The following is a 21,425-nucleotide window of genomic DNA, read 5'->3' as shown; positions in this document are numbered from 1 at the left end:
AAACACATATTACATTTTCAGTCCATTTTAACGGAGTTTCGCTACTCGCCCTTGGGATTTATCATCCCAAGCAGGTTGAAAGCGTGTCGATAATCTTACGTTTACCTTTTTACGTTTACCTTTTTACTTTTGATTATGTTCACCAAAGAACACCTCAATTTCGCATGGCTACAAGTTCGTGCGGGAAGTAAGACTGCGGGGATTGATGGTATTTCTGTTGACTTATTCGAGTCAATGGCTACCGAACAATTACAGAAGCTCGAATATCAACTACACCACGAAACTTACACTCCAAGCCCTGCTAAAGGGTTTTACATCCCCAAAAAAAACGGCAGTAAGCGGTTAATTGGTGTCCCTACCGTGCGGGATAGAATTATCCAGCGTTTACTACTCGATGAATTGTATTTTCCCTTAGAAGATACGTTTCTTGATTGCAGCTATGCTTATCGTCCTGGACACAGTATTCACCAAGCAGTACAACATTTATATGGATACTATCAGTATCAACCGAAATGGATTATCAAAGCCGATATTGCTGATTTTTTTGACAATCTTTCTTGGGCATTGTTGTTAACGGCATTGGAGGAGTTATCACTCGAACCAATTGTATTACAGTTGCTAGAACAACAGTTGAAGTCAGGAATTATCGTCGCTGGACAATATCGCAACTTTGGCAAGGGAGTATTGCAAGGTGGGGGACTTTCTGGTGCTTTAGCAAATTTATACCTAACTAGTTTTGATAGAAAATGTCTCAGTCAAGGTATTAATTTGGTGCGGTATGGGGATGATTTTGTTATCGCCTGTAAGAGTTGGCAAGAAGCAAACCGTATCCTTGACAAAATTACTGTTTGGTTAGGAGAAGTCTATTTAACTCTACAACCAGAGAAGACACAGATTTTTACTCCCAAGGATGAGTTTACTTTCTTGGGTTATCGCTTTGCTGGCGGTGAAGTTTATGCACCACCGCCACCCAAACCTGTACTCGCTGGGGAATGGGTAATTAATGATTCGGGTACACCTTATTTTCGCAGGAAACCAAGACCAGCGAAACCAGTTTCTCGTCCTCCTAAAGCTTGCAGTATTGACAAGCCGAGCAATTTTCCGAAAGCATCAATTTCTCATTATTGGCAGGAAACCATGACTACTTTATATATAACCGACCAAGGTGCTTATTTGAGTGTCAAAAATCAACAATTTCAAGTTTATTATCAAGGTGAATTGCGGATTAAGGTTCCAGTTAGTCGAGTCAGCAATGTTGTGCTATTTGGTTGTTGTAATGTATCGCATGGCGCGGTGAGTATGGCCTTGCGGCGACGGATTCCGATTATGTATTTGTCCCAAAAGGGGAGGTATTTTGGTAGGTTGCAAGTAGAAGGTGATGCTAAAGTTGAATATTTGATGTTACAGGTTGAGCGTTGTCAAAATCCTGATTTTACCAGAAAGCAAGCTGAAGCGATAGTTCGGGCCAAGTTGCATAATTCTCGTGCATTACTTTTAAAACTAAACCGTCGCCATCCCTCGAAAATTGCTGCGACAGCAATTAGTGGAATTGCAGAATTGATGGAGAAGTTAACTTTTGCTGAAAGTATGGATTCGCTGCGAGGATATGAAGGAAAAGCAGCGACTTTATACTTTCAAGCTTTGGGTTCCCTGTTTACGGGAGCGTTTGTCTTTGAGAAACGGACTAAGCGTCCACCAACAGATCCCGTCAATAGTTTGTTAAGTTTAGGATATACATTATTAAGTCAAAATGTATTCTCTTTTGTGCAAGTAATTGGATTACATACGCACTTTGGCAACCTTCATATTCCCCGTGATAATCACCCAGCTTTAGTCAGCGATTTAATGGAAGAATTTCGCGCCCAACTGGTTGATTCTCTTGTGGCTTATTTAATTAATTCCAAGATTTTTACATCTGAAGATTTTACTTCTCCAGATGAAAAAGACGGTGTATATCTTCAACCTCACGCCTTAAAAAAGTTTCTCAAACATTGGGAAGAGAAATTGCAGTCTGAAGTGACGCATCCCCATACAGGATATCAAGTCAGCCTGCGCCGTTGTTTGGAATTACAGGTAAGGGAATACATTGCTTCTTTGACGGGACAAGTGGAGTTATACCGGCCGATGATTTGGAAGTTGTAATGGGGATTGGGGACTATGTAAAACTAGAAAAGTTTGGTGGAGTAATTTTATACTTTATACTTCACCTTGACTTTTTTAGTAGGTTTCTATACACTGGTCATTAAATCTACCGAACCATGAAAAATTAATAAAATAAAATCAAAAGTAAGTGTTTCTAACTACTCTCAATCATTAGATAAAGTTATAAATTCTTCATTGATTGATAAGCATCTGAGGGGGTCAGACAACGGCTGAAACCCTCATTCTTTCGTTGACCCCCTCAGATAGCTTGCTGAGTAAGCGTTTGAAGTGTGTCAGAGAGTGGTTTATTGAGAGAACTTATCAATTATTTAGCTGGAAAAATGACCCCCTCAGATAGACCTATCTCAAGCTCAATCGTGACAAGGCTTCTGAACAGGTAGGGTTTTAATTCCTTTACCCCTCACGGGGATGGAAACCTTTTCAGTTTTGATAGCCTCGTCAAAGTCCTCAAGTAGTTTTAATTCCTTTACCCCTCACGGGGATGGAAACCTGAAATGACCCTTGAGCAAAAAGTTGCAAAAGCGATAGAGTTTTAATTCCTTTACCCCTCACGGGGATGGAAACAATATTCTAGCGTGTATTGCTAGAACAATACCAGTTTGTTTTAATTCCTTTACCCCTCACGGGGATGGAAACCCCTTAAAGCTGTTGATCGATTTAACCCATCAACTGTTTTAATTCCTTTACCCCTCACGGGGATGGAAAAGTTGAAAGGACGTTGCGATCGCATTTGCTTGAATAATTAAACTATGGTTAAGTCGGCGGTATTACTTGGATGGAATTGTGGGACGATAGCGAATTACATTTGCTTGAATAATTAAACTATGGCTAAGTCGGGGATAGTACCTCCGACTTTTTTTTATGCCTTTTTAGTAACTCATATAACCCATATACGAAGTCATATAAAAATAGCATTTACGCAAATACGAACTCATATATCAACCTGAGAAAATTGAAATATAGGTAAGGAAAGAAAACTTTCTCACCTACAACTAAACCTAGTTGGCTTCAATTTATGTCTACCATTTACATCACCGAACAGGACGTAACATTCCAAATTCAACACCATTATTTAAAGGTGTTTCATCAACAAAATCAACGTATCTGCATTCCAATTCGTAATCTCAGTCAATTCATAATCTTTGGTAATATCACTTTACCCAAAGAAGTCATTCAAATCGTTCATTCACATCAGATTTCCGTCTTATATCTAACCCAAAACGGTGAATATTTAGGACGGCTAGAAAACCCATCTAAACTACAAGCAAAATATCTTACCTACCAACGTAGACGCGCACGCGACATTGAATTTAACCGCGCTACAGCAGAAAGTATTATCTGGGCAAAATTGCACAACCAACATACTTTTCTGCAAAGTTGGACTCGCCACCACGCTAATGACACAACTCAACGCGCATTAAATTACTTGACGCTGTTGATGGACAACTTACCAATAGCACCAGGAATTGACGAACTGCACGAATACACCGAAGAAGCTGATAATATTTATTATTGCGCCGTCGCTTCTCTACTCACCTTCTACAACGAATGTCCGCGTACAACTGCAAAGCGCATTAGCCAACTAATAAACCTGGGAAATCAACTGCTACATCAATATATTTACACACTGCTGAACACCGCAGGACTTAACCCAGACTATGCAATTTTACACTGCAATGGTAATCACGAACTGCCCTTAGCATGGGACTTTACCGCAGAATTTAGCGCACCTATTGTCGATGACTTGGTGTTAAATTTTGTCCGCAATCTGACTAACACCAATGGGAATGGGAATGGTAACGGGAAAAGCCACTCACAGAAACTTCTACAAAAGTTTCTCCAATATTGGGAAGCAAAACTGCGAACTTTTGTATTGCATCCTTACGCTGGAGAAGTAAGTTATCGTCAATGTCTCGACTTACAGGTACGAGAATATCTTGCATCTTTACTGGGAGATGTAGAATTTTACCGTCCCTTAGCGTTGAAGTTTCGTCCAGCACATTCAGACTTCACCAATACCATTGAACCGCAAACTGTTCCCCTAAAATTGGTGAAACGATGATGTTTTATTTAGTTTGCTACGACATCGTGAGCGATACCCGTCGCAATAAAGTGGCGAAACTTCTGGAAGCTTATGGTTTGCGGGTGCAAAAATCGGTTTTCGAGTGCGTGTTAGATGAAAAGCAGTACCAAAACCTATCTAAATACCTCTTCCGACTCGTTAACAAACGCGAAGACCAAGTTAGATTCTACCCTATGTCTGCACACAATCGTTGTAAGGTCGCAGTATTGGGAACGCAACCTGAATTTGTAGTAGATGACGCTGCGTTTATAGTTTAGCTCACGCAACCCCTAACAAAGTATTACCCACACAAATTATCACAAAATGAACGCTTGGAAAAAAGCACGCGCTCCACCTGTGCAAAAATCTCTGCGCTTTCGGTCAAGTTTGGACATTGGACATTCGGAAACTTTTGAATGCACATTCAAGCTGTCAAATTCCGTTTGATTTTCGCTGAAAAAGCCCAAAAACAACTTGATTCATTATCTCCAAAAGACCGCAAGCAATACTATAAAGCTTTTGAATGTTTCGCTAATAATGGGGCTACATATCGCAGCTTAAGAACCCATCGATATCGTTGCAAAGATGGCGAACTCTGGAGTTCTTCTGCATCAATGGCGAAACGGTTTTACTGGCGTTATATGGAGGATATGACCATCATCATTACCCATTTAGATTCGCACTAATCAAGGACAGGAGTCAGAATTCAGGAGTCAGGAGTTAGGAGTCAGAATTCAGGAGAACATTTGATTAATGAATATATCAATTATACTAGACTCCTGATAAATTCTGACTTTTGACAATTCCTTGAAATTGCTGTTTTTAAGTGTCTTTTGTCTGGCAAATTTTAACTTGTTTATCATGTCTAATATTCGTCGAATCACCACACGCGAACGACATCTGATTTTACTCTATAGCAATTGGGAGTTTAGCATGACACCAACACAATTTTATGCTAAATGGGCTGTAAGTTATGAACTAATTGCCTTAATATGTTCCCGTTCAGATTCAACAGTTCGAGGCTGGTTTAGAAATGGTTCTAATCGACGCTATCCTACGCATAATGATTTACTCCATCTGGCTTTGATGGATTTTGTTCTCGAACATTTCGAGGAGATTCCCGAACAGGTTTTGGACTGGTTACACCTTAACTATCTTGAATCATAGCCGATAAAAATCCACAAATTAAGTAATTTGTCAATAGCATCTTGCTCTGTCTTAGCAAATACTCATAGCCTACGGTAATGATAGTCATTTCAAAGCTGAGTTTTTGGGTATTTTACAGCATTTGTAAGGTGGTTATTATGACTTATTTTAAGCAACTGCATCCGTGGTGCATTATTCGCGTTTTATCTAACGAACAACTGTTGGATAATGCTGGCGTGAATTCTGGTGTTCAACAGTTAAATGTTGTTGCACGGTTTCGCCGTCGTAATGATGCAGTTGCTTACTTACAAGTGTTGCAACATTCAATCAAAAATATCAAATTCTTGATTATTTTTGATGTGCAAGGAGTGCGAAATTTACCTGATAATGAAGCTTTGAGTTGATTGACTTTATCTAAACACCTGCATCTTTGTTAATATCAATTATCCTGATTCTTGCTAAAAATTATATTCTCCAAAGTCCTTTGACCGGGACAGTCGAGGGTAATTGTGATGAAGCAAGACTTGGTTAGCTGGTATGACAATAATATTATTTATCCCTAGCGATCGCTCAAACAGTTTGCTGGGGATTTTTATTTTGTCTCTGATTTGACCCTATCTTGCAGCAGCACGACTCACAGCTTTATCCCCTCGTGGGGATGAAAACAAGATAAAATATAGAAACTGTGGCTCAAATGATACTATGCCTCGACGCTCTCAAAAAAAGCCAAATATTCCTCCATATAAGCTTACATGGCCGCCGGACACAGAGTTAATCGGCTTAGAATTTGAGTTAGTCCCTGCAAAAGATTGTTACCTCTTCCCTCAGTACACTATTGGACTACACGCCTGGTTTCTCCAACAAGTGGGTTCCACAGACTCAGAACTTTCAGCTTACCTCCATGATGGCGAGTCAGAGAAGCCTTTTACTATCTCAGCTTTAAATGGAGAGATTACCAGTAGCGGTAGACAAATACAACTATCTGCAAACACCTCTTATCGTTGGTATGTGACAGCTTTATCTAATCGAGTGCAACAGTGGATGGTGCAATGGGTAGAAAATTTGCCAGAGGTGCTGGAATTAAAAAATGCCCCTTTGCAGATTCGTTCTGTCAAAATTGCCCATCCTCCCACAACTTATAAGCAACTGCTAGAATCTGAGCCTAGTGAGACTTTCGCTCTAAAATTTCTCAGTCCTACAAGTTTTCGCCGCAAAGGCCATCACTTCCCCTTACCAGTCCCAGTGAATGTATTTCATAGCTATCTGCGGCGCTGGAATGACTTTTCGGGGATGTCTGTTGACCAGGATGATTTTCTGGCTTGGGTAGATGATTATATATTGATTACTCGTTGCCAACTGACAACCGCGAAGGTATTGGCGGGGAAGAAAGGCGCAGTCACAGGATTTACTGGGGCGATTGAGTTTAGTTTAGCTAAAGATGCAGCCAAACAGCCAGAATTTGGGCAGTTATTTTCTGCTTTAGGAAAACTTGCACCTTACTGCGGTACTGGTCACAAAACTACCTTTGGCTTGGGACAAACACGTTTGGGTTGGTCATCTCAAGTTATCCAAGATATACCTGATGTGCAAACTGTCTTGGCGAAACGCATTGAAGATTTAACACAGATTTTTAAGGCACGACGCAAGCGGACGGGTGGCGATCGCGCGGATGAAATAGCCTCAAAATGGGCGACAATTTTAGCACGGCGAGAAATGGGCGAGTCATTGCAGGTGGTGGCAGAAGATTTAGAGATGCCTTATGAAACGGTGAAGACTTATGTCAAGTTGGCACGACGCGCTTTGAAGAGTGAGTAGTTTGGTATACTCTTGTTTAATCAAGCAGAACCTTGAAAAATTAATATTGCGTTTCTTAGTGAAAGTTAAAGTGTTGGTTTTTACGCTACACACGCAAATTTTTCGCGGGGGTATGCCAATGCTTGAAACCCTGGTTCTTTCGTTGACCCCCGCGAATCGCTTACTGTGTAAGGCTTTGAGATGTCTATGGTGGTGGTTTAATGTCAGTAAAGTATGCTTATTGACAGCAAAATTAGACCCCCCGCTAAAATGGCACTTTCAAACCCAGTCGTAGCAAGTGTTCTAGAAGGGTAGGGTTTTCAAGTCATTACCCCTCACGGGGATGGAAACAATTCTCCACCCGCTTAAACTCAAATTGGCCCGATTGTTGTTTTCAAGTCATTACCCCCCACGGGGATGGAAACTCTTCAGCTGATTGAGTTTTAGCGTTCACTATGAAACTTGTTTTCAAGTCATTACCCCTCACGGGGATGGAAACACTTTTGATACCTTGAGTGTGTTCTCAATCAAAGTGCAGCCTGTTTTCAAGTCATTACCCCTCACGGGGATGGAAACAAGAATCCCTATAGGACTAAGAATCCCTGAATTATTTCTGTTTTCAAGTCATTACCCCTCACGGGGATGGAAACAACCACAACCAGGCTTTTTGGCAGCCTTGATTTGAAGTTTTCAAGTCATTACCCCTCACGGGGATGGAAACAACATTAATCTGCGTACCGCACTTTGTTGAAAGTAGGTGTTTTCAAATCATTACCCCTCACAGGGATGGAAATACATTCGGGATTTAGTTAAAGTTGGATTGATGGAGTAATGCGATCGCGCATGATTAAATAAATAATTGCTATAAACAAAATATCTATGGATTGGCTACCCTCAATTGATTTACCTCACCTGTGGGATTTGGTGATTTCCCAAACTCCAACTCCTATCCCTACATCTTCACCGCTATCAGCCCCGACGAAAAACTTCAATGACCTTGAATTATTAAAAAGCCAGTTAGAATTTCTCAAAGCTACAAACGGTCAACTAGGTGAAAGCTTTAACAGATTTGTTGCAGCGATGCAATTTACCTTAGTAGTATTTGCCTTTTTAGGTGGATTTTTAGCTTTTGCTGTGGGTAAAAATTTAGATGATGCTAAGAAAGTCGCTAGTCAATTAATTAACCGAGAAGTAGAGAACAAAATTGCAGATTTAGTTCAGTCTGAAGTTGAGAGTGTCAAGCGTTCTTTGCAGCGCGAAAGGGTAATCGGTTCAACAGTTGTCGATTATTACTTACCTAGTAACGACACAACAGAACCCAATGATTGTAAGCTGCTGCGTACAAGAGGTTTTGATAAAGTTAGATATTGGAATCAAAAGAGAAAACCGAAAAAGCCAGCCGGAGATATTTTTGTTTTAGATTTAATAAATTCTAAGCTGTTGGAAGGACAAGATTTTGCTGGATTATCAAAAGAAGATGCCGAAAATAAGCGGGAAGACAAAGTAAAAGAGCAGATTAATTTAGCATTAGATTGGTTGGATAAAAATACTGTTTTGGTGATTTATGTTAAAGGAAGATATAGAGAAATAGATAATTTGGCAGCGCGAGTTGATTACTATTATATTCCTGTAAATGCACCGATAAGTTTGCTGGGAATTGTTGCGGATTCAGCCTATGTTGCTTATGGGCAGAGTAATTTGTAGGTATTGATAATGAATTATAAAGGTTAAATACTATGGTATTTAACGTGTTTGATACTGCCATCTTCTTTAATTGCCGTTACCTTGACTTTGACTTTGACGATTTGTTTTTCTTGTAAATTTTTGGCTTGTTTAGGTTCTTTTTCATTGGGAATGAAAACATCTCCTACTTGATAGGAAACCTTACTGCCAGTAATTTTAACTACTGTAGCATCGAGTATCTGGTCAATTTCAAATTTCTGGGATTGATTTGTAATAGTCTGGTTTTTGGTTTCTGGAGGTGATTTCACTACAGGTGCGATTGCAGGTAAGACTTCACCACTTTCAATTTTCTGCTTATAAAAACGAATTAAGCGTGCCGACCAGCCGAGTATTGTTAATACTCTAGTAGCATTGTCCTGTTTAATGTCAAAGTATTGTTCACAGGCATAGAGAATACTGTCATAATATTTAGGAACATTACCTGTATGCCCAATTTGTTTGCCGTATTTAACTAAATGCTCTAGATAGTTAAATAAAGTAGATAATACATTGTTTTTACTCTTACCCTCAGCTTGACGAATTTTTGCATAAAGATAAGCAATGGCTTTTTCTAACTCCGTCTTAATTCCATCGGAATTAGAACGAGATTCCCGATTGAGCTTTATTTGTTCTTCAGCCAAAATACGCGCAATATTGTGCGCGATTTGTGACTCATATTCTGTCAGCGAATAAGTGCTTTCGTCGAGATAAACAGCCATTAGTAGTTTTCGTAAGGTTGACGAGTAGTGGGATAACTTAAAATTTGACTTAATTGTTCTAACTGCGGTTTTTCAATTAAATTTTGATTATGGGCTGCTTGTATGTGTGTAAGAAGAAATTGCTGTAACAATTCACCTTTTAACTTTTTATCATCTGGATTAGAGAAAGACTTATAGTGCTTACATAAATCATCTTGATTTTGCATCACCTGAACTTCTGTGATTTTCACTATCATTGTTCCCATACCAATGGGTTTTCCTGCACCTAGTTTGAGTGCAAAGGGATAATTAGAGTCTTGTCCCAAAGCAATTAATAAAGCTCCTAGTTCTTTAGATTGAAGATTTCTAAAGTGTAACTGTGTTGAAAAAGTGTAGTTTCTGCTTGCTTGTTGGATGCGAATTCCATCCCTTTCACCTTTATCTAAAGCACGAACCATGTGATAATAAAACTTCCGTCCAGCAACCTTACCTTCATGATAATAATTGCTTCCTTGAGGTCTTGGCGACCATAAAGCAGGCATATAACCAACACCAAAACCATTTGTGTTACAATGTGCATCTCGGATGTTAATTAATCCTTGCCAACCCCAATTATCTCCCGATGCACCAAAGACAACTCCCGCCGGACAAATTTCATTTTGTCTGCGAGCAGGTAAGCGGTCAGGTGGGTTATTGTTTTTTGGCTTTACGCCTAAGCGACTATTAGTAATAGCTTCATAGATAGCGCGGAGACAACCTTTTAAAGAACTACCTGGGATTAAGAGTGTTTTATCTACCCCCTGCTCCATCGTCTTGATGAGGGGTATACCATTTTTGTCAACATCGCTACCCATCAGCGCTACCCCAGTGGCAACGTGCAGCGCTGTCTGTACTTGGAGTGTGAAAAATAAAGTACCGTGCAAGCAATTGCTTTGATATTTGTCATGTCCAGGAGGAGTGCAAGTGCTAGGTGGTTTATCGGGAAACCGAACGAGTTCGTATGGTACTGGTGCGCGTTCATCTGAACCGCCATTGGTATTAGAGCGATAAGAACTGTTAGTCATGGGAATTTTTCAGCGTTAAAGCGACAAAGTGAACCGTAGCTGTGTTCTTGTCTCGAAAATAGCGTTGGGCAATATTATTAACTACATCTGACTCTAGTCCTTTGGGAAAGCGAGTTTCATCTTGGGGATGCATGAGTACATTTTGCTCAATTATTTCCCAATCGCGTTCGATCGCCCTAAAACCTGGTATTATCTCTTGTGAACCGAGTAGCAATACCTGATACTTACCTTGCCGAATCTGCCAACGCACCTCTAAGACTGAATTAAACAGTTGCCCTTGTGGACTAGGAAAGGGTTCGGGGTGTTTTGGAATCACACCATTGATGGGATAATTTTTTAAGCGATCGCGGATATCATCTTCTAATTTGTCAAATTGGCCTTTTCTGCGCTGCCACAACCCCCCTACCCGATGCGCCCAACGTAAAAAATAGTAACTGGGTGTAGTTGTCAGTTCTTCCAATTGCTTGATTAATTCATCTGCTGAAAGAGGTTTTTCGCTTACCCAAACGTTGCACATAAAGTCCCTCCTTCTTCCAACAACTTGCTCCAAGCGGCAACGCTTTGCATAAATAATTCGGTAATATAAGTTTTGTCTTCCCAGCGCAGTTCTACACCAAAGCCGTATTCCATTGATGTTGGTGAGACTGTACTAACTTCATATTTGTCATTTGAGGGAAACCCGTAAGGATTGGCACGATCTTCTTGTAAAAATTCCCCAGCACCTGCAAGATAAACTTTATCCCAAGGCGTGGAACTGCCAAACGGATGAATTTGCCCTTTGTCGTCCAATATGCAACCAGGGTACTGCACAACAGCGCTGTTGTACTCTAAGCGAACTATACCTAAGCCCCGTGATTTGGCAAAACCAATACCAAACCAGCCTGCGTTTAAATCACGCAACACCAATGCAATTAATCCCAATTGTGCTAGAGAAAAGTTTTTCAGGTGAATTTTGGTCTTAAACGCGCCACCTGTACAAACTTGATAGTCAAAAGGCCCGTGTGCTACTGAACCAAATACCCTATCAATGGCGACACCATTACGTTCTTCAATTTTAACTGGTACTGAAGTATCAGGATACGCATCTTGAATACGGAGACGGCTGGCGATCGCAATATTGCCAAATATCTGGTCAGTAAATGATGATTCTTTATATATGGCTGGTGCTGGTAGTTTCTTTTTAGGGTCGTCTGGATCGTTTAAATAGTCATAGTCATTGGTTAACAACGGATTGCTGGCCCAGATGCGGTTTGGATCTTCTGGCTTGCGATCGTCGCCAACAGTACGCACAATGCGTTCAGCATGGGCGCGAATTGCACCTTTAAGCGAACTCCCAGGAAGATAAATTGTGCGTCCGCCAGCATGGTAAGTTTCGACAAATTCCATCTGGGGTTTGGTGGGGTCTGCACCTTCTCGACCAGATTTAATCAAAATAGGGCCATCTGGAATAATTGTCAGGTCAAGTGTGCAGTGGTTAACAAATCGCTTATGCATGATTTTGATGGGAAGAAGTTGCTGTGGTATTGGTGCGCTTATGCAGTTCGCTAGAAAGGTGATTAATAAAATTGTCTGCCCAAGCTTTTTTTAAAGGTTGGGCATCAATATAGAAAGAAGCTGGATTGGAGTTACTATCAATCAAATTTTTGAGGTAATTTTTTACCTTCTCTGGGTCTGTTTGCTTCTTGTCATTTTCATCTCGGACATCGACCCAGTTCATCTTCTCAATTATGAGCTTGACAACTCCCAATCCGCGAGAACGTCCACCACCAAGGGGAATTTGTTCAGTTTGAAACTGGTGCAAGCCAATCATCAACATACCTAATTCCCATTCTTCAGCATTTTCAATAACTGCTTGAAATATAAATGGAGTTCCGGCTGGCACAACTTGAAAGTCATAAAGTTTACCATCACTAGCAGTTTCAGTATCTCTATCAATGGCAACGCCATCACGTTCTTGATATTGCCCAAACCAGTTTTCTTCCGGTTCACTGACTGTTAAATCACGAATTTGGAATTTGCTGGCCAGCCAGGGCGAACCAAATAGCGAAGAAACTAAATCAGTGTTATTGATAATAAATTGATGTAATTCTTGTTCTTTTTCTTGTGGTGATAAATTTTTATTATCCTCTTTAAATTCAGACATTCTATCTGGAGTAATTGACCAATCTGTTTCCTGGGCTGGGTTAGCAGCAAAATCAAGATGAATCCCACGCAAAAAACTTTCGAGTCGGGAACGTAACGCACCTTTTAAACTCGAACCTGGTATTAGAGGTCTACCTAAAGCATCTTTGATAACTGGTAAATCCGAACCAATTGGTTCAGATGAACGTCCGGCACTGATTCTTAAAGCTGTAACAGTTTCGAGAATACCGATAATTTCTAGGCGATTTTTAAAGATTTCAAACATATTTTTTATTTAGTGCGAGGAGTAAGTATTGGTTTGGTTTTTTGTTCACTAACTGAATTTAAATATTTAAGATAGCGGGAACCATAGCCAAGATAGCGGCGAATTATTTCTATCCAGATATGTTTAAAATTCACCCCAGAATAATTATTAGCAATATTGTTGGCTTGGGTTTTTAAATCATTATCAATATCGTGGATGATTTTAGCCGCCAATGAATTTTTCCCCGTACCCCATTTATTATCTCGACCAACTTGATAGCAAAGGAAATTTTTGATAACCTCTGGACTATCAGTTGTATCAGCAACTCTTACTAAATTACGAAACTGTGCTTCTTCGAGCTTATCTTTCCCTTGTTTGGGATAATCGCAAGTATCTAATGCCGTTTCAATGGCAGTTACTAAGTCATCTTCCGCTTGGCGAATATCTTTTTGGATTTTGAGTTCGATTTTTGATGTTAACGATTGACTCATACTGCATCCTTACGAAATATTTGATGAAACTCGTTGCAAATTTCCACTTGGCCAAACCCCTCACTCGTACGATCGCCTACACCCCGCCACTCTAAATTAGAGAGTGCATTCTCCCACACTTGCCGATTTTCAGTGCTAAATAAATAAACCGACCCTTTATTAGTTACAAGTTCCACATCTTTCATCAAACCCCAAGCGCTATTCCAACCCGAACGGTAACTGTAACTACTGTAAGCTGTGTGGAGTTGTAAGCTAGAGTCTTCCACAACCGCAAATCCTTTGAGCATTTCTGGTGAAATCACTGTGGTACGCTGCCAATCTTCAGTCAAAATTGCATCAGAGTGCAAGTTGAGTGTAAAGAAAGTGCGATGGTCTTTGACCGACCGGAGGTCATCGCCTACAGGGGAGCTTGATACATTACCAAATGCACCAGACCAATCTTGCCAGCGTTTGTGGAATGCTTGATTAAATGCATCAATGCGGCTATAAATACTATCAGCAAGTGGAATTTCTTTTGCAGTAATTTCGACTTTACCCAACCCCCGCGATACTGAACCGCCGAGCCGAAAAACTTCAGGTTTATCCTTGATAAAAGCAGTGATTTTTTTGGCTAACGAGTTATTAGGAACGTTAATATAACCGCGATAAACGTAGTTCTTCCATTCCAGATTTTTATCCTCATTTTCCTGGAAAAACGCTTCGTTGAGAACTTCAATACTGTATAAAATATCGTCACTAGATGTGGCACGATAGCGGTTGATACCCACCCGCGTTAACAGACGACTTGTAGCAGCATGGGAGTAGTACTGCTTGTCATGTTTGCTATACAAGGAACTGTAAGCTTCAACTCGCGGGTCTACCCTGTCTTCTAATGCTCCCAAACTGCTGGGGTCATAAGGATGGTTGAATTGTTGGGCGCAAAACGAGTCAATTAATGTATCGAATACACCATGTCCTTTGGGTAAAAAGCCTGGATTGGCTTTGGAACTGACGGCAGTTGCGGGTAAAACTTTGATAGTATTATCTACTACCTGAAGCTTACTGCCCACTTTCGCAACTGCGGGGTAGGCATTTTGAAAGATGGCTGGATTATCTTCTAAAAACAGGAGTGCAAAGTCACCGCCATTAGCTGCAAGATTTTCGAGTTCCATACCAGCACGGTGTAGGATATGTTTAGCGATCGCACCACGCAACACCGAACCTGGAATGTATTGTTCGACTTCGTTGATGGAATCACCTGGTTTTTGTTTACCAATTGCCAAGGGTGATAATGCTGTGATGGTCAGTTCAATTCGCTTCATGCAGCACCACCAACTGAAACTTGATGATTTGCTAGATACTCCTTAGCATCCAAGCTCGACCATATTGCGTCATCATCAGATAACGTCGGTAAATTCTCCCAATGCAACCATCCTAAGCCTGTTGATTTACTGCCTCCCAAAGCATGGATGCGGCGTAAGGCGGCAAAAATTAACGGCTTTGCTAAGTCAGGAGTGCCAGACTGAAAGCGAGGCTGTAGGTAAATATCACCCTTAAATTCTAACTGGGCATTCGCAGGGGATGTTTCTAATAAATAGAGTTTGTTTTCTTCAGCAGTGCGGCGACGACGGTTGATAGTGACACCAGGACGAAAAACTTCTGATAGTTCGTCTTTTGGTGTTGTACAGATAAAATCATCCACAATAATGCGGGATGGTAAGATTGGGTCGCCAAAGATTTGCGAGACAACGCAGTGGTAGCCTTTGTAGCCATTAACTTGATATATTTCCTGAAATTGACTCCACACTTGGCCTTGATTTGGGCAAAGTTCTGTTGCTATTGGTGCATAAAAAACTTGCCAGCCTAACGCCCGTGCAAATTTTTCACATTCGTGGCGTAGCCTACCTTTAACTTGAGAACCAGGAATCAGCAGTTGTCCTTGGGCGTTGCGGACAATGGGTTTATCAGCAAGTGAGCCGGATGAGCCACCTGCACCAACGCACAATGCAGTATCAATAATTGCACTCACCCTCCAGTGTTTAGATACTCTTTGGGGAAGTGTATTCAGGTCAATCATTGCTTTACTCCTTGTTTTTGCTGTTCTCCTTGGTTAGCTGGTGTTTGGTCATCTTCCACTAGAAAGGGGTATAAATCTACCAAGTCACGCCAAATAGTTTCATAAATTGGTTTTTTTAAAAGGCATAAAATTTGATAATGTAACTTATATTCGGCTTGAAGGCTGGCTTCTAAAAAGAGTAACAACATCAAATTTCTGAAGATGCATCTTCTATCACTCATCCAAGGTGCTAAATTACCATCATTGGTTAAAGCTTTACACCAAGACTCTTCAAACTTGTCTTTGAGTTCAGTTTGTCCTTGTTGTAGACGCACTCGGAAATAGCGATAATTGAGAATAGCAGTATGTTTACCGCGCTCTAATAAACTGCGAATTTGATATAGTTGTGATTTGGGAAAATCAGCATTTTTGAGGACTTTTACAGTCTGCAATAACCCTCCTAATTCATGAAGAGTGTAAGGTGAAGCGTAAAACTTGAGATTACCTTTTGTTAATCCTTCTTCACGGAAATCTTTGATATTTGACGCAATCATTGTTACGGCTTTTAATACTAAAAAATCAACCGTTCCACCGTAATATTTGTAGTCGCGCTTGAGGTCTTTAGCGAGTTTCTTCGATGATTTCAGCAGTTGCTCTGTAAGTTCTTGTGCGTAATAAATCGGTGTATTTTCAGCAGTTATTAAGACACCTGCGGACATACTTAATTCACACTGGGATATATACTCAGATGGTTTTTCCCCTTGGAATCGGTGGACTTTTTCAGGGTCGTATGGTGTGTTAAGCCTAAATCCTGGTGATTCTGATGATTCTGGTAATTTTAATATTTCTCGTTCAAATTCTTCACCAATGGTTTTTGCAACATCTAAAGCTTTATCCGCAGGTACGATTAACAACACATCATCACCACCAATAGTAATAATTTCAAATGGATAAATCCACTGACCATTACGGTAAGCGTTATCTGGGTCGTTGAGATGATTGAGTTGACGAGGTTGAAGATGTTTTTTTAGGGCAATGTAAACAGAATTTCGTGTTGCATCTAAAACTTGTTTGCTAAACTCACGGTATTTTTCTGGTGTGCGGATGTGCTGACGGAGATAGCCACCCATATTGTTGCCATCTGCGTAAATATAACCGACAAAGCCGCTTGGTGTACTGACATTACCAATTTCTCTTAAGGAAAGAGCTTGTGTGACTTGAGAGCCTTCTGTTATTCGATAATATTCCTCTTGGCTTCCTGAATCTTTGTGATTTTCATTTTCTAGGAATTGTCCAAACCTAGTCACCCAACTGGGGAAATAGCCAGGTTTCCATAATTTATCTTTACCTGATGCTAAACGAAAGCGAAAATGTTTATACCACCCTCGATGCTGATGAGTATCGCGTTTGCTGCGCTGTCCGACGATTACTTTTCGTGCTAAGGCATCGGAAAAACTAGGTGTTCCTGGTAAATTTGTTTGTGCTACAGCTGCTCGATTATCAGTTGCATCCCGTTGCAAGTAGGGATGAGTTTCAAACATCGGCGGGTATGAACGACTGGGACGTTCTGGTTTTTCAGGCTTTTCTGGTTTTTCGGATTTTTCTGCGTTTGGTGATGCGTTCCCGTTACGGCGGTGAGTAAATTGGTTGGCAAGTTTTCCCACAAGTTCGTTAAAATTCTTGCGTTGCCAAAATTTCGCTTCTAAGATAAGTTCTTTGAGTTTGTCTGAGTTAGATTCAGTTTTTTTTGCTTTGTCAAGATAAGATTCGTCGTGTGACTGGTCAAAATAAGCTGTAATGATGGGATTGCTTTGTTTTTTCTTGTAATCCTCAAGCCACAGTGTATTTTCAATTGGGTTTTGCAGCAATCCAAAACGGAATTCTAAAAGCCTGAAAGTGTCACCAACAGCACAGGAATTAGCTGTCAGTGTTTCGTGAGTGTAGCGTTTTTCAATTGCATTGGCGAGTTGATCGACAAATGCCGCAGGGCAGAAAGCCAGAATGATGCCACCTGTGGAGTAGATAATCAGTTCGGGAATTAAAGCTTGTCTTAATTCGGCAAATTGGTTCCGATCAAGCCAGTCTCTCATTCGGTGCGATCGCCTGCCCTCTCCAAAAAAACCGGGAATATCATCAAGGTTAATACGGTCAAGTAAAGCCGAAGCACCACGAATATCGTTCAGTTTCGCCGCTTCAAATACGTATTGTTTGATTTTGGTAGCTCCGCCGTATACTAAGCCAATGCGCGTATTTTCCTGCCAAAGGTCTTGATAATCTTTCTCTAAGTCTTCAAGTGTCTTGGGAGCATATTTTTCAGGAATATCGTAGAGTCGCTGTGCTTGTGTAACAACAGATTTTATACTTTCCGGTACATCCTGTTCATCTTTAAGTGCCTGTCGTATTTGATGCAACGTACTGAGTTCTTTCTGATTGAGATTGTGCTTTTCACCCCAGGCTAGACACCAGGCTAGTGCGGTAATTGTGCGCGTGCAGGAGTCGTTCATAATGACTTTTGAAAATAAAGGACACCCTTTAGAAGTGTCCTTTTTGACGGTTACAAATGACCAAATCAGACTACCACTTAATTGCTAGTAGTCTTTGGAAGACTTACTCACATCTAACTTGAGTTTAATCAAAATTTTTTCATTAAACTCATAGCAGTCTTATTTACCAATGAAATAAGCTGAGTAACCAATGAAATAAGCCGGGTAATTTAGGAAGATATAATAGTACTGGCGCAGCTAATCTGATCTTATCAAAAAGCTTACTAACAGTGTTGTTCTGATCCGATCCATTGCTATAGATGATAGTCTGCGTTATTGATATATGCAATTGCAATTGTGGTAATGTTGGTAACAGTGGCATCGTCGCAAGAGGCTTTTGCTTTTCACTCTCTGATTGCAACTCCCTGTAATAGCAGGGTAAAGATGAATAATTGGTAGAGTAATTTACTAGTTTTAATGTACTGATTTCATCAAATCTCATGGCTTTTTCCTGAATAACTAAATTCACAATTCCCGCGTATCTGTGAGCCTTAAAATTATTAGTTAGGATAGAACCTAGTGGATCTACTCCTTTACTTGTCGTCATTAACACATTTGGGTGATTTATACATATTCTCCAAAAAGAGTATTCACTGAGAAATTATACCAGTTAGAGGAATGCAATTTACCAGTATTGATAAATTATAGGTGACAAGACTTGTCTTGTGTTATTTGAAATTGTGATTTTTGATACGAATTAAAAAGAAGTATTTCGCTGAACAGCGGGGAAAACAAAAACAGAAATATGTGATATCATGGATCGTGGAGTTAAGAATAAACACTTTCTCGCAAGGGAATTGAAACTCACGCTCTCGTGTATTCTGAGCATTTAAATTATTAGTTTCAATATTTCCCCGCAAGGGGACTAAAGAATTTTATAGAGCTTTGTATTTAAGTTACTAATTGTGGTGGCTACTCGCCTTGTTCTAAGTTTTAATCCCCTTAAGGGGATTAAAAAAAATTCTCAAAAAATCATAGTAGAAGGCTTAGGTTTGTTTTAAATCTACTTCCCCTCACGGAGGTAAAAACTGCCAGTTGTCCTGCTGTAGCTCGGCAAAAGGTTTTATTGAGTGAATAGTGATCGCTCTCTTAGCACTGGTTAGGTGAATTATGATTACTCAAAGCTTTTTATCCAGCGTCGAAGAATCAAATGCAGCAGTCAATAGTCCAAGCAAGTTTCAGACTGTGCAAGGTAAAGAACCACTCAAACATCTGTTGATTGGTTCTTCTAAAGCTGTAACTAGCACAATCCACTACTTGCAGGTTATTGGCTATGCAGATGTTGGGGATTGGAGTCCTTTATTACCCAGTCCTAATCCTGGTGAAGTCATGAGCATTTTGAATAGACCTATTGTGGTGCAATAGGCACTGTTACTTCGTGCAAGTCAACAATTGATGACTCCCTGCTAGGAGTCATTTTTTTAGTTTGTAAATTATTTTGTGTAGGTTGTATGCAATCGCAGAATGAAGAAATCTTAGAGGATAACTGCAAAGTGCGATCGCTGTTTGTATTGCCAACTCCCATCAGTTCTTTTATAGTTAGTCCTTGTGAGGTAAGAAACCCTGTAGCTGTGCAACATTCAAATGCTCAAGTTCTAAAAGTTGCTTGCTAATATGTTCCATAAATCGCTCAAAGTTGGGACAGCCATGACACCCTTTATCCTGACCAGGAATAGTACATTGACAAGTGTGAACAGGAGGAATTTCTTTGAAGTAGTAGTTGCACCGAATACAGTAGCAAACGCGGTTTCCCTGACTCTGGTAGGAAGTTGCAGAACCTTTGCGATCGCATTTGGGGCATTTAGCTTTACTCAAGTCTTCAGGTTGCCACTCCTGCAAAACTAGTTGGGAAGCAACTTCAAACCTTAACTGTTTTAGTCGAAGAAGTTCAAGCACATTCATCATGGTTTTTCGCTGTGACAGAAGAGGTGTTTTGAAAAATGATGGATTCTATCCGACCATCACGGATAAAAATTCTATGTACTATGCGGCGATATATCTGAACCTTCTCATTGTTAGATAGGATTATTTGCTGGATTTAATCAGTACCGCCCTCAAGGTCGAGGTAATGATCGCCAGAAATGGCTCTCTGCTTATGACGGTAAACCTATTAAAATTAACCGCAAAACTAGACCTAGAGTATCGATATCTCGTACATCTGTAAGTGTAGTAGGAACGATTCAGCCCTGTGTTTTGCGAAGGCAGATGAGTAACTTGGAAGAAGACGACGGGTTTTGGTCTAGATATCTGTGGATTCAGCTACCATTAACCGAAATGCCACCACCAGGTGCTAAAACAATTCATAACCTCCCAGTATTGCTTAAAAAACTTTACAAGGACTTAGAAAACTTGCCGTCTAAGACTTACCAACTGAATCTAAGTGGGCAACAAGTTTGGAAGGAATGGCATTGTTGGTGTGAAAAGCAGAAAGTTACTGAACCAAATTCCGCATTGAGAGCCATTTATCCAAAAGCAAAAGAGAGAGCAGCTAGAATTGCTCTCATTGTCCATTGTGTGAATGCCATTGTTGATGATCGCATACCAGAAACTATCGTACAAAGTGAGATATTGGAAGTAGCGATCGCATTTACAAAGTGGTTGATTGGTCAAGCTCGGCTTATTTATACTGACTCTGGTATAACAATTCATCCAGATTCATCAAGAATTACCCGATTTGTAGAACGGTTTAGAGGGACAGGTTGGATTACGGCAAGGAAAGTTACTCACTGGTCATCAAGCCGCGAGAAACTAAGTGCTGATGCAGCTAGAGCATTCATGAAACAGGTGGTTGATTTAGGTCATGCAACTGATAATCAACAGTCTGGTAGAGCTTACCAAATCCGAATCAAAGATGACTCTGGTAAAACTGGTAACAATGCACCTTAACTGCTTTGTGCAATAGTTTTAAAGCTGGTAACAAAATGTTAACAGGCTGGGAACAAACAGGAATATAAGGCTTGAATGCCTTAGTGTAAGGAAATCTGAGGACGGTAACAATGCTCATCAATTATTTGGGAATGAGAAGTATTTTGTTACCGTCGATGTTTATCCGCTCAAATTAACTAATATCAAAGGGTGCAGTAAGTTGCAGAAAAGACTGTTACCGAATAGTTAACAAGTTTGTTACCACTCTAGAAGCTTCCTCAGCTAAAGAATCTACGGGAATTTGTTACCAAATTACCAACTTCAATCTTTAGGTGGGCCCGATCAAGTTCATTTCAAGCGTCACAGCAATTCTCATTTTGAAAAAAAAGAAGATAAAGTTCTCTGTATAAACAAGAGAACTTCTCTCTAATTATCATTTTTTTTGAAAGATAATCA

Annotated in this window: 20 protein-coding genes and 2 CRISPR repeat arrays; of the genes, 10 read left to right on the top strand and 10 right to left on the bottom strand. The window is 40.2% G+C overall.

Annotation, left to right across the window (positions count from 1 at the left end; translation table 11 throughout):
- The first annotated feature begins 135 nt into the window (after window positions 1–135).
- The 8 genes from cas1 (V7K61_RS00400) to V7K61_RS00365 all read left to right on the top strand — a co-directional run bounded on the left by cas1 (V7K61_RS00400) (window position 136) and on the right by V7K61_RS00365 (window position 8,869).
- The gene (gene cas1 / locus V7K61_RS00400) at window positions 136–2,142 is read left to right on the top strand and encodes a CRISPR-associated endonuclease Cas1 (RefSeq protein ID WP_335049928.1); all 2,007 of its coding nucleotides are present in this window, start codon (window positions 136–138) and stop codon (window positions 2,140–2,142) included.
- 402 nt (window positions 2,143–2,544) lie between these two features.
- Window positions 2,545–2,869: direct repeats of the CRISPR family, unit length 35 nt; unit sequence GTTTTAATTCCTTTACCCCTCACGGGGATGGAAAC.
- A gap of 309 nt (window positions 2,870–3,178) precedes the next feature.
- Window positions 3,179–4,225 (top strand): CRISPR-associated endonuclease Cas1, encoded by a 1,047-nt coding sequence (gene cas1 / locus V7K61_RS00395; RefSeq protein ID WP_335049925.1) that lies wholly within the window; start codon window positions 3,179–3,181, stop codon window positions 4,223–4,225.
- Complete coding sequence (cas2, locus tag V7K61_RS00390) at window positions 4,225–4,503, top strand: CRISPR-associated endonuclease Cas2 (RefSeq protein ID WP_104898458.1); 279 nt, start codon at window positions 4,225–4,227, stop codon at window positions 4,501–4,503. The genes cas1 (V7K61_RS00395) and cas2 overlap by 1 nt, the downstream gene beginning before the upstream one ends.
- A gap of 138 nt (window positions 4,504–4,641) precedes the next feature.
- Window positions 4,642–4,911, top strand: a complete 270-nt coding sequence (locus tag V7K61_RS00385) for a hypothetical protein (RefSeq protein WP_335049923.1) — start codon at window positions 4,642–4,644, stop codon at window positions 4,909–4,911.
- Window positions 4,912–5,086: 175 nt separating this feature from the next.
- Window positions 5,087–5,392, top strand: coding sequence for a hypothetical protein (locus V7K61_RS00380; protein ID WP_335049921.1), 306 nt, complete (start codon window positions 5,087–5,089; stop codon window positions 5,390–5,392).
- A 137-nt stretch (window positions 5,393–5,529) separates the two neighbouring features.
- Entirely contained in the window at window positions 5,530–5,775 is a 246-nt protein-coding gene (locus V7K61_RS00375) for a hypothetical protein (RefSeq protein WP_335049919.1), read from the top strand.
- 298 nt (window positions 5,776–6,073) lie between these two features.
- A complete protein-coding gene (gene cas6, locus V7K61_RS00370) occupies window positions 6,074–7,186 on the top strand; it encodes a CRISPR-associated endoribonuclease Cas6 (RefSeq protein ID WP_335049916.1) in 1,113 nt (370 codons plus the stop codon).
- Between the two features lie 294 nt (window positions 7,187–7,480).
- Window positions 7,481–7,960: direct repeats of the CRISPR family, unit length 37 nt; unit sequence TGTTTTCAAGTCATTACCCCTCACGGGGATGGAAACA.
- Window positions 7,961–8,044: 84 nt separating this feature from the next.
- Window positions 8,045–8,869, top strand: coding sequence for a hypothetical protein (locus V7K61_RS00365; RefSeq protein ID WP_335049914.1), 825 nt, complete (start codon window positions 8,045–8,047; stop codon window positions 8,867–8,869).
- Between the two features lie 23 nt (window positions 8,870–8,892).
- Here V7K61_RS00365 and V7K61_RS00360 read toward each other — a convergent pair whose 3' ends face one another.
- From V7K61_RS00360 to cas10, 9 genes are read right to left on the bottom strand one after another with little or no spacing between them, the layout of a single operon-like run.
- Complete coding sequence (locus V7K61_RS00360) at window positions 8,893–9,606, bottom strand: hypothetical protein (RefSeq protein WP_335049912.1); 714 nt, start codon at window positions 9,604–9,606, stop codon at window positions 8,893–8,895.
- Window positions 9,606–10,649: an RAMP superfamily CRISPR-associated protein gene (locus tag V7K61_RS00355; protein ID WP_335049911.1), complete on the bottom strand. Its 1,044-nt coding sequence runs from the start codon at window positions 10,647–10,649 to the stop codon at window positions 9,606–9,608. Before V7K61_RS00355 ends, V7K61_RS00360 begins: the two co-directional genes overlap by 1 nt.
- Window positions 10,642–11,166 (bottom strand): hypothetical protein, encoded by a 525-nt coding sequence (locus tag V7K61_RS00350; protein ID WP_335049909.1) that lies wholly within the window; start codon window positions 11,164–11,166, stop codon window positions 10,642–10,644. The genes V7K61_RS00355 and V7K61_RS00350 overlap by 8 nt, the downstream gene beginning before the upstream one ends.
- The gene (locus V7K61_RS00345; RefSeq protein ID WP_335049906.1) at window positions 11,148–12,143 is read right to left on the bottom strand and encodes an RAMP superfamily CRISPR-associated protein; all 996 of its coding nucleotides are present in this window, start codon (window positions 12,141–12,143) and stop codon (window positions 11,148–11,150) included. The genes V7K61_RS00350 and V7K61_RS00345 overlap by 19 nt, the downstream gene beginning before the upstream one ends.
- Window positions 12,136–13,056, bottom strand: a complete 921-nt coding sequence (gene csx7 / locus V7K61_RS00340) for a type III CRISPR-associated RAMP protein Csx7 (RefSeq protein WP_335049904.1) — start codon at window positions 13,054–13,056, stop codon at window positions 12,136–12,138. The genes V7K61_RS00345 and csx7 overlap by 8 nt, the downstream gene beginning before the upstream one ends.
- Window positions 13,057–13,061: 5 nt before the next feature.
- A complete protein-coding gene (locus V7K61_RS00335; protein WP_335049902.1) occupies window positions 13,062–13,526 on the bottom strand; it encodes a hypothetical protein in 465 nt (154 codons plus the stop codon).
- The gene (gene csx10, locus V7K61_RS00330; RefSeq protein ID WP_335049900.1) at window positions 13,523–14,827 is read right to left on the bottom strand and encodes a type III-D CRISPR-associated RAMP protein Csx10; all 1,305 of its coding nucleotides are present in this window, start codon (window positions 14,825–14,827) and stop codon (window positions 13,523–13,525) included. The genes V7K61_RS00335 and csx10 overlap by 4 nt, the downstream gene beginning before the upstream one ends.
- Window positions 14,824–15,582 (bottom strand): RAMP superfamily CRISPR-associated protein, encoded by a 759-nt coding sequence (locus V7K61_RS00325; protein WP_335049898.1) that lies wholly within the window; start codon window positions 15,580–15,582, stop codon window positions 14,824–14,826. Before V7K61_RS00325 ends, csx10 begins: the two co-directional genes overlap by 4 nt.
- Window positions 15,579–18,065 (bottom strand): type III-B CRISPR-associated protein Cas10/Cmr2, encoded by a 2,487-nt coding sequence (gene cas10 / locus V7K61_RS00320; protein ID WP_335049896.1) that lies wholly within the window; start codon window positions 18,063–18,065, stop codon window positions 15,579–15,581. The genes V7K61_RS00325 and cas10 overlap by 4 nt, the downstream gene beginning before the upstream one ends.
- 1,149 nt (window positions 18,066–19,214) lie before the next feature.
- Between cas10 and V7K61_RS00315 the strand changes: the two genes are divergently transcribed.
- Complete coding sequence (locus V7K61_RS00315; protein ID WP_335049894.1) at window positions 19,215–19,469, top strand: hypothetical protein; 255 nt, start codon at window positions 19,215–19,217, stop codon at window positions 19,467–19,469.
- 174 nt (window positions 19,470–19,643) lie between these two features.
- Here V7K61_RS00315 and V7K61_RS00310 read toward each other — a convergent pair whose 3' ends face one another.
- Window positions 19,644–20,009 carry a hypothetical protein gene (locus tag V7K61_RS00310; RefSeq protein ID WP_335049892.1) on the bottom strand — a complete coding sequence of 122 codons (366 nt, stop codon included), beginning with the start codon at window positions 20,007–20,009 and terminating at the stop codon, window positions 19,644–19,646.
- A 114-nt stretch (window positions 20,010–20,123) separates the two neighbouring features.
- On the opposite strand from V7K61_RS00310, the gene V7K61_RS00305 reads away from it, so the two are divergent.
- Window positions 20,124–20,990, top strand: a complete 867-nt coding sequence (locus V7K61_RS00305; RefSeq protein ID WP_335049995.1) for a DUF3987 domain-containing protein — start codon at window positions 20,124–20,126, stop codon at window positions 20,988–20,990.
- The last annotated feature ends 435 nt before the right edge of the window (window positions 20,991–21,425 follow it).

The organism is Nostoc sp. (assembly GCF_036918015.1).
Taxonomy (GTDB): domain Bacteria; phylum Cyanobacteriota; class Cyanobacteriia; order Cyanobacteriales; family Nostocaceae; genus Nostoc.
Note: the sequence above shows the minus strand (reverse complement) of the source record. Positions and strands in the feature narration are given on the sequence as shown.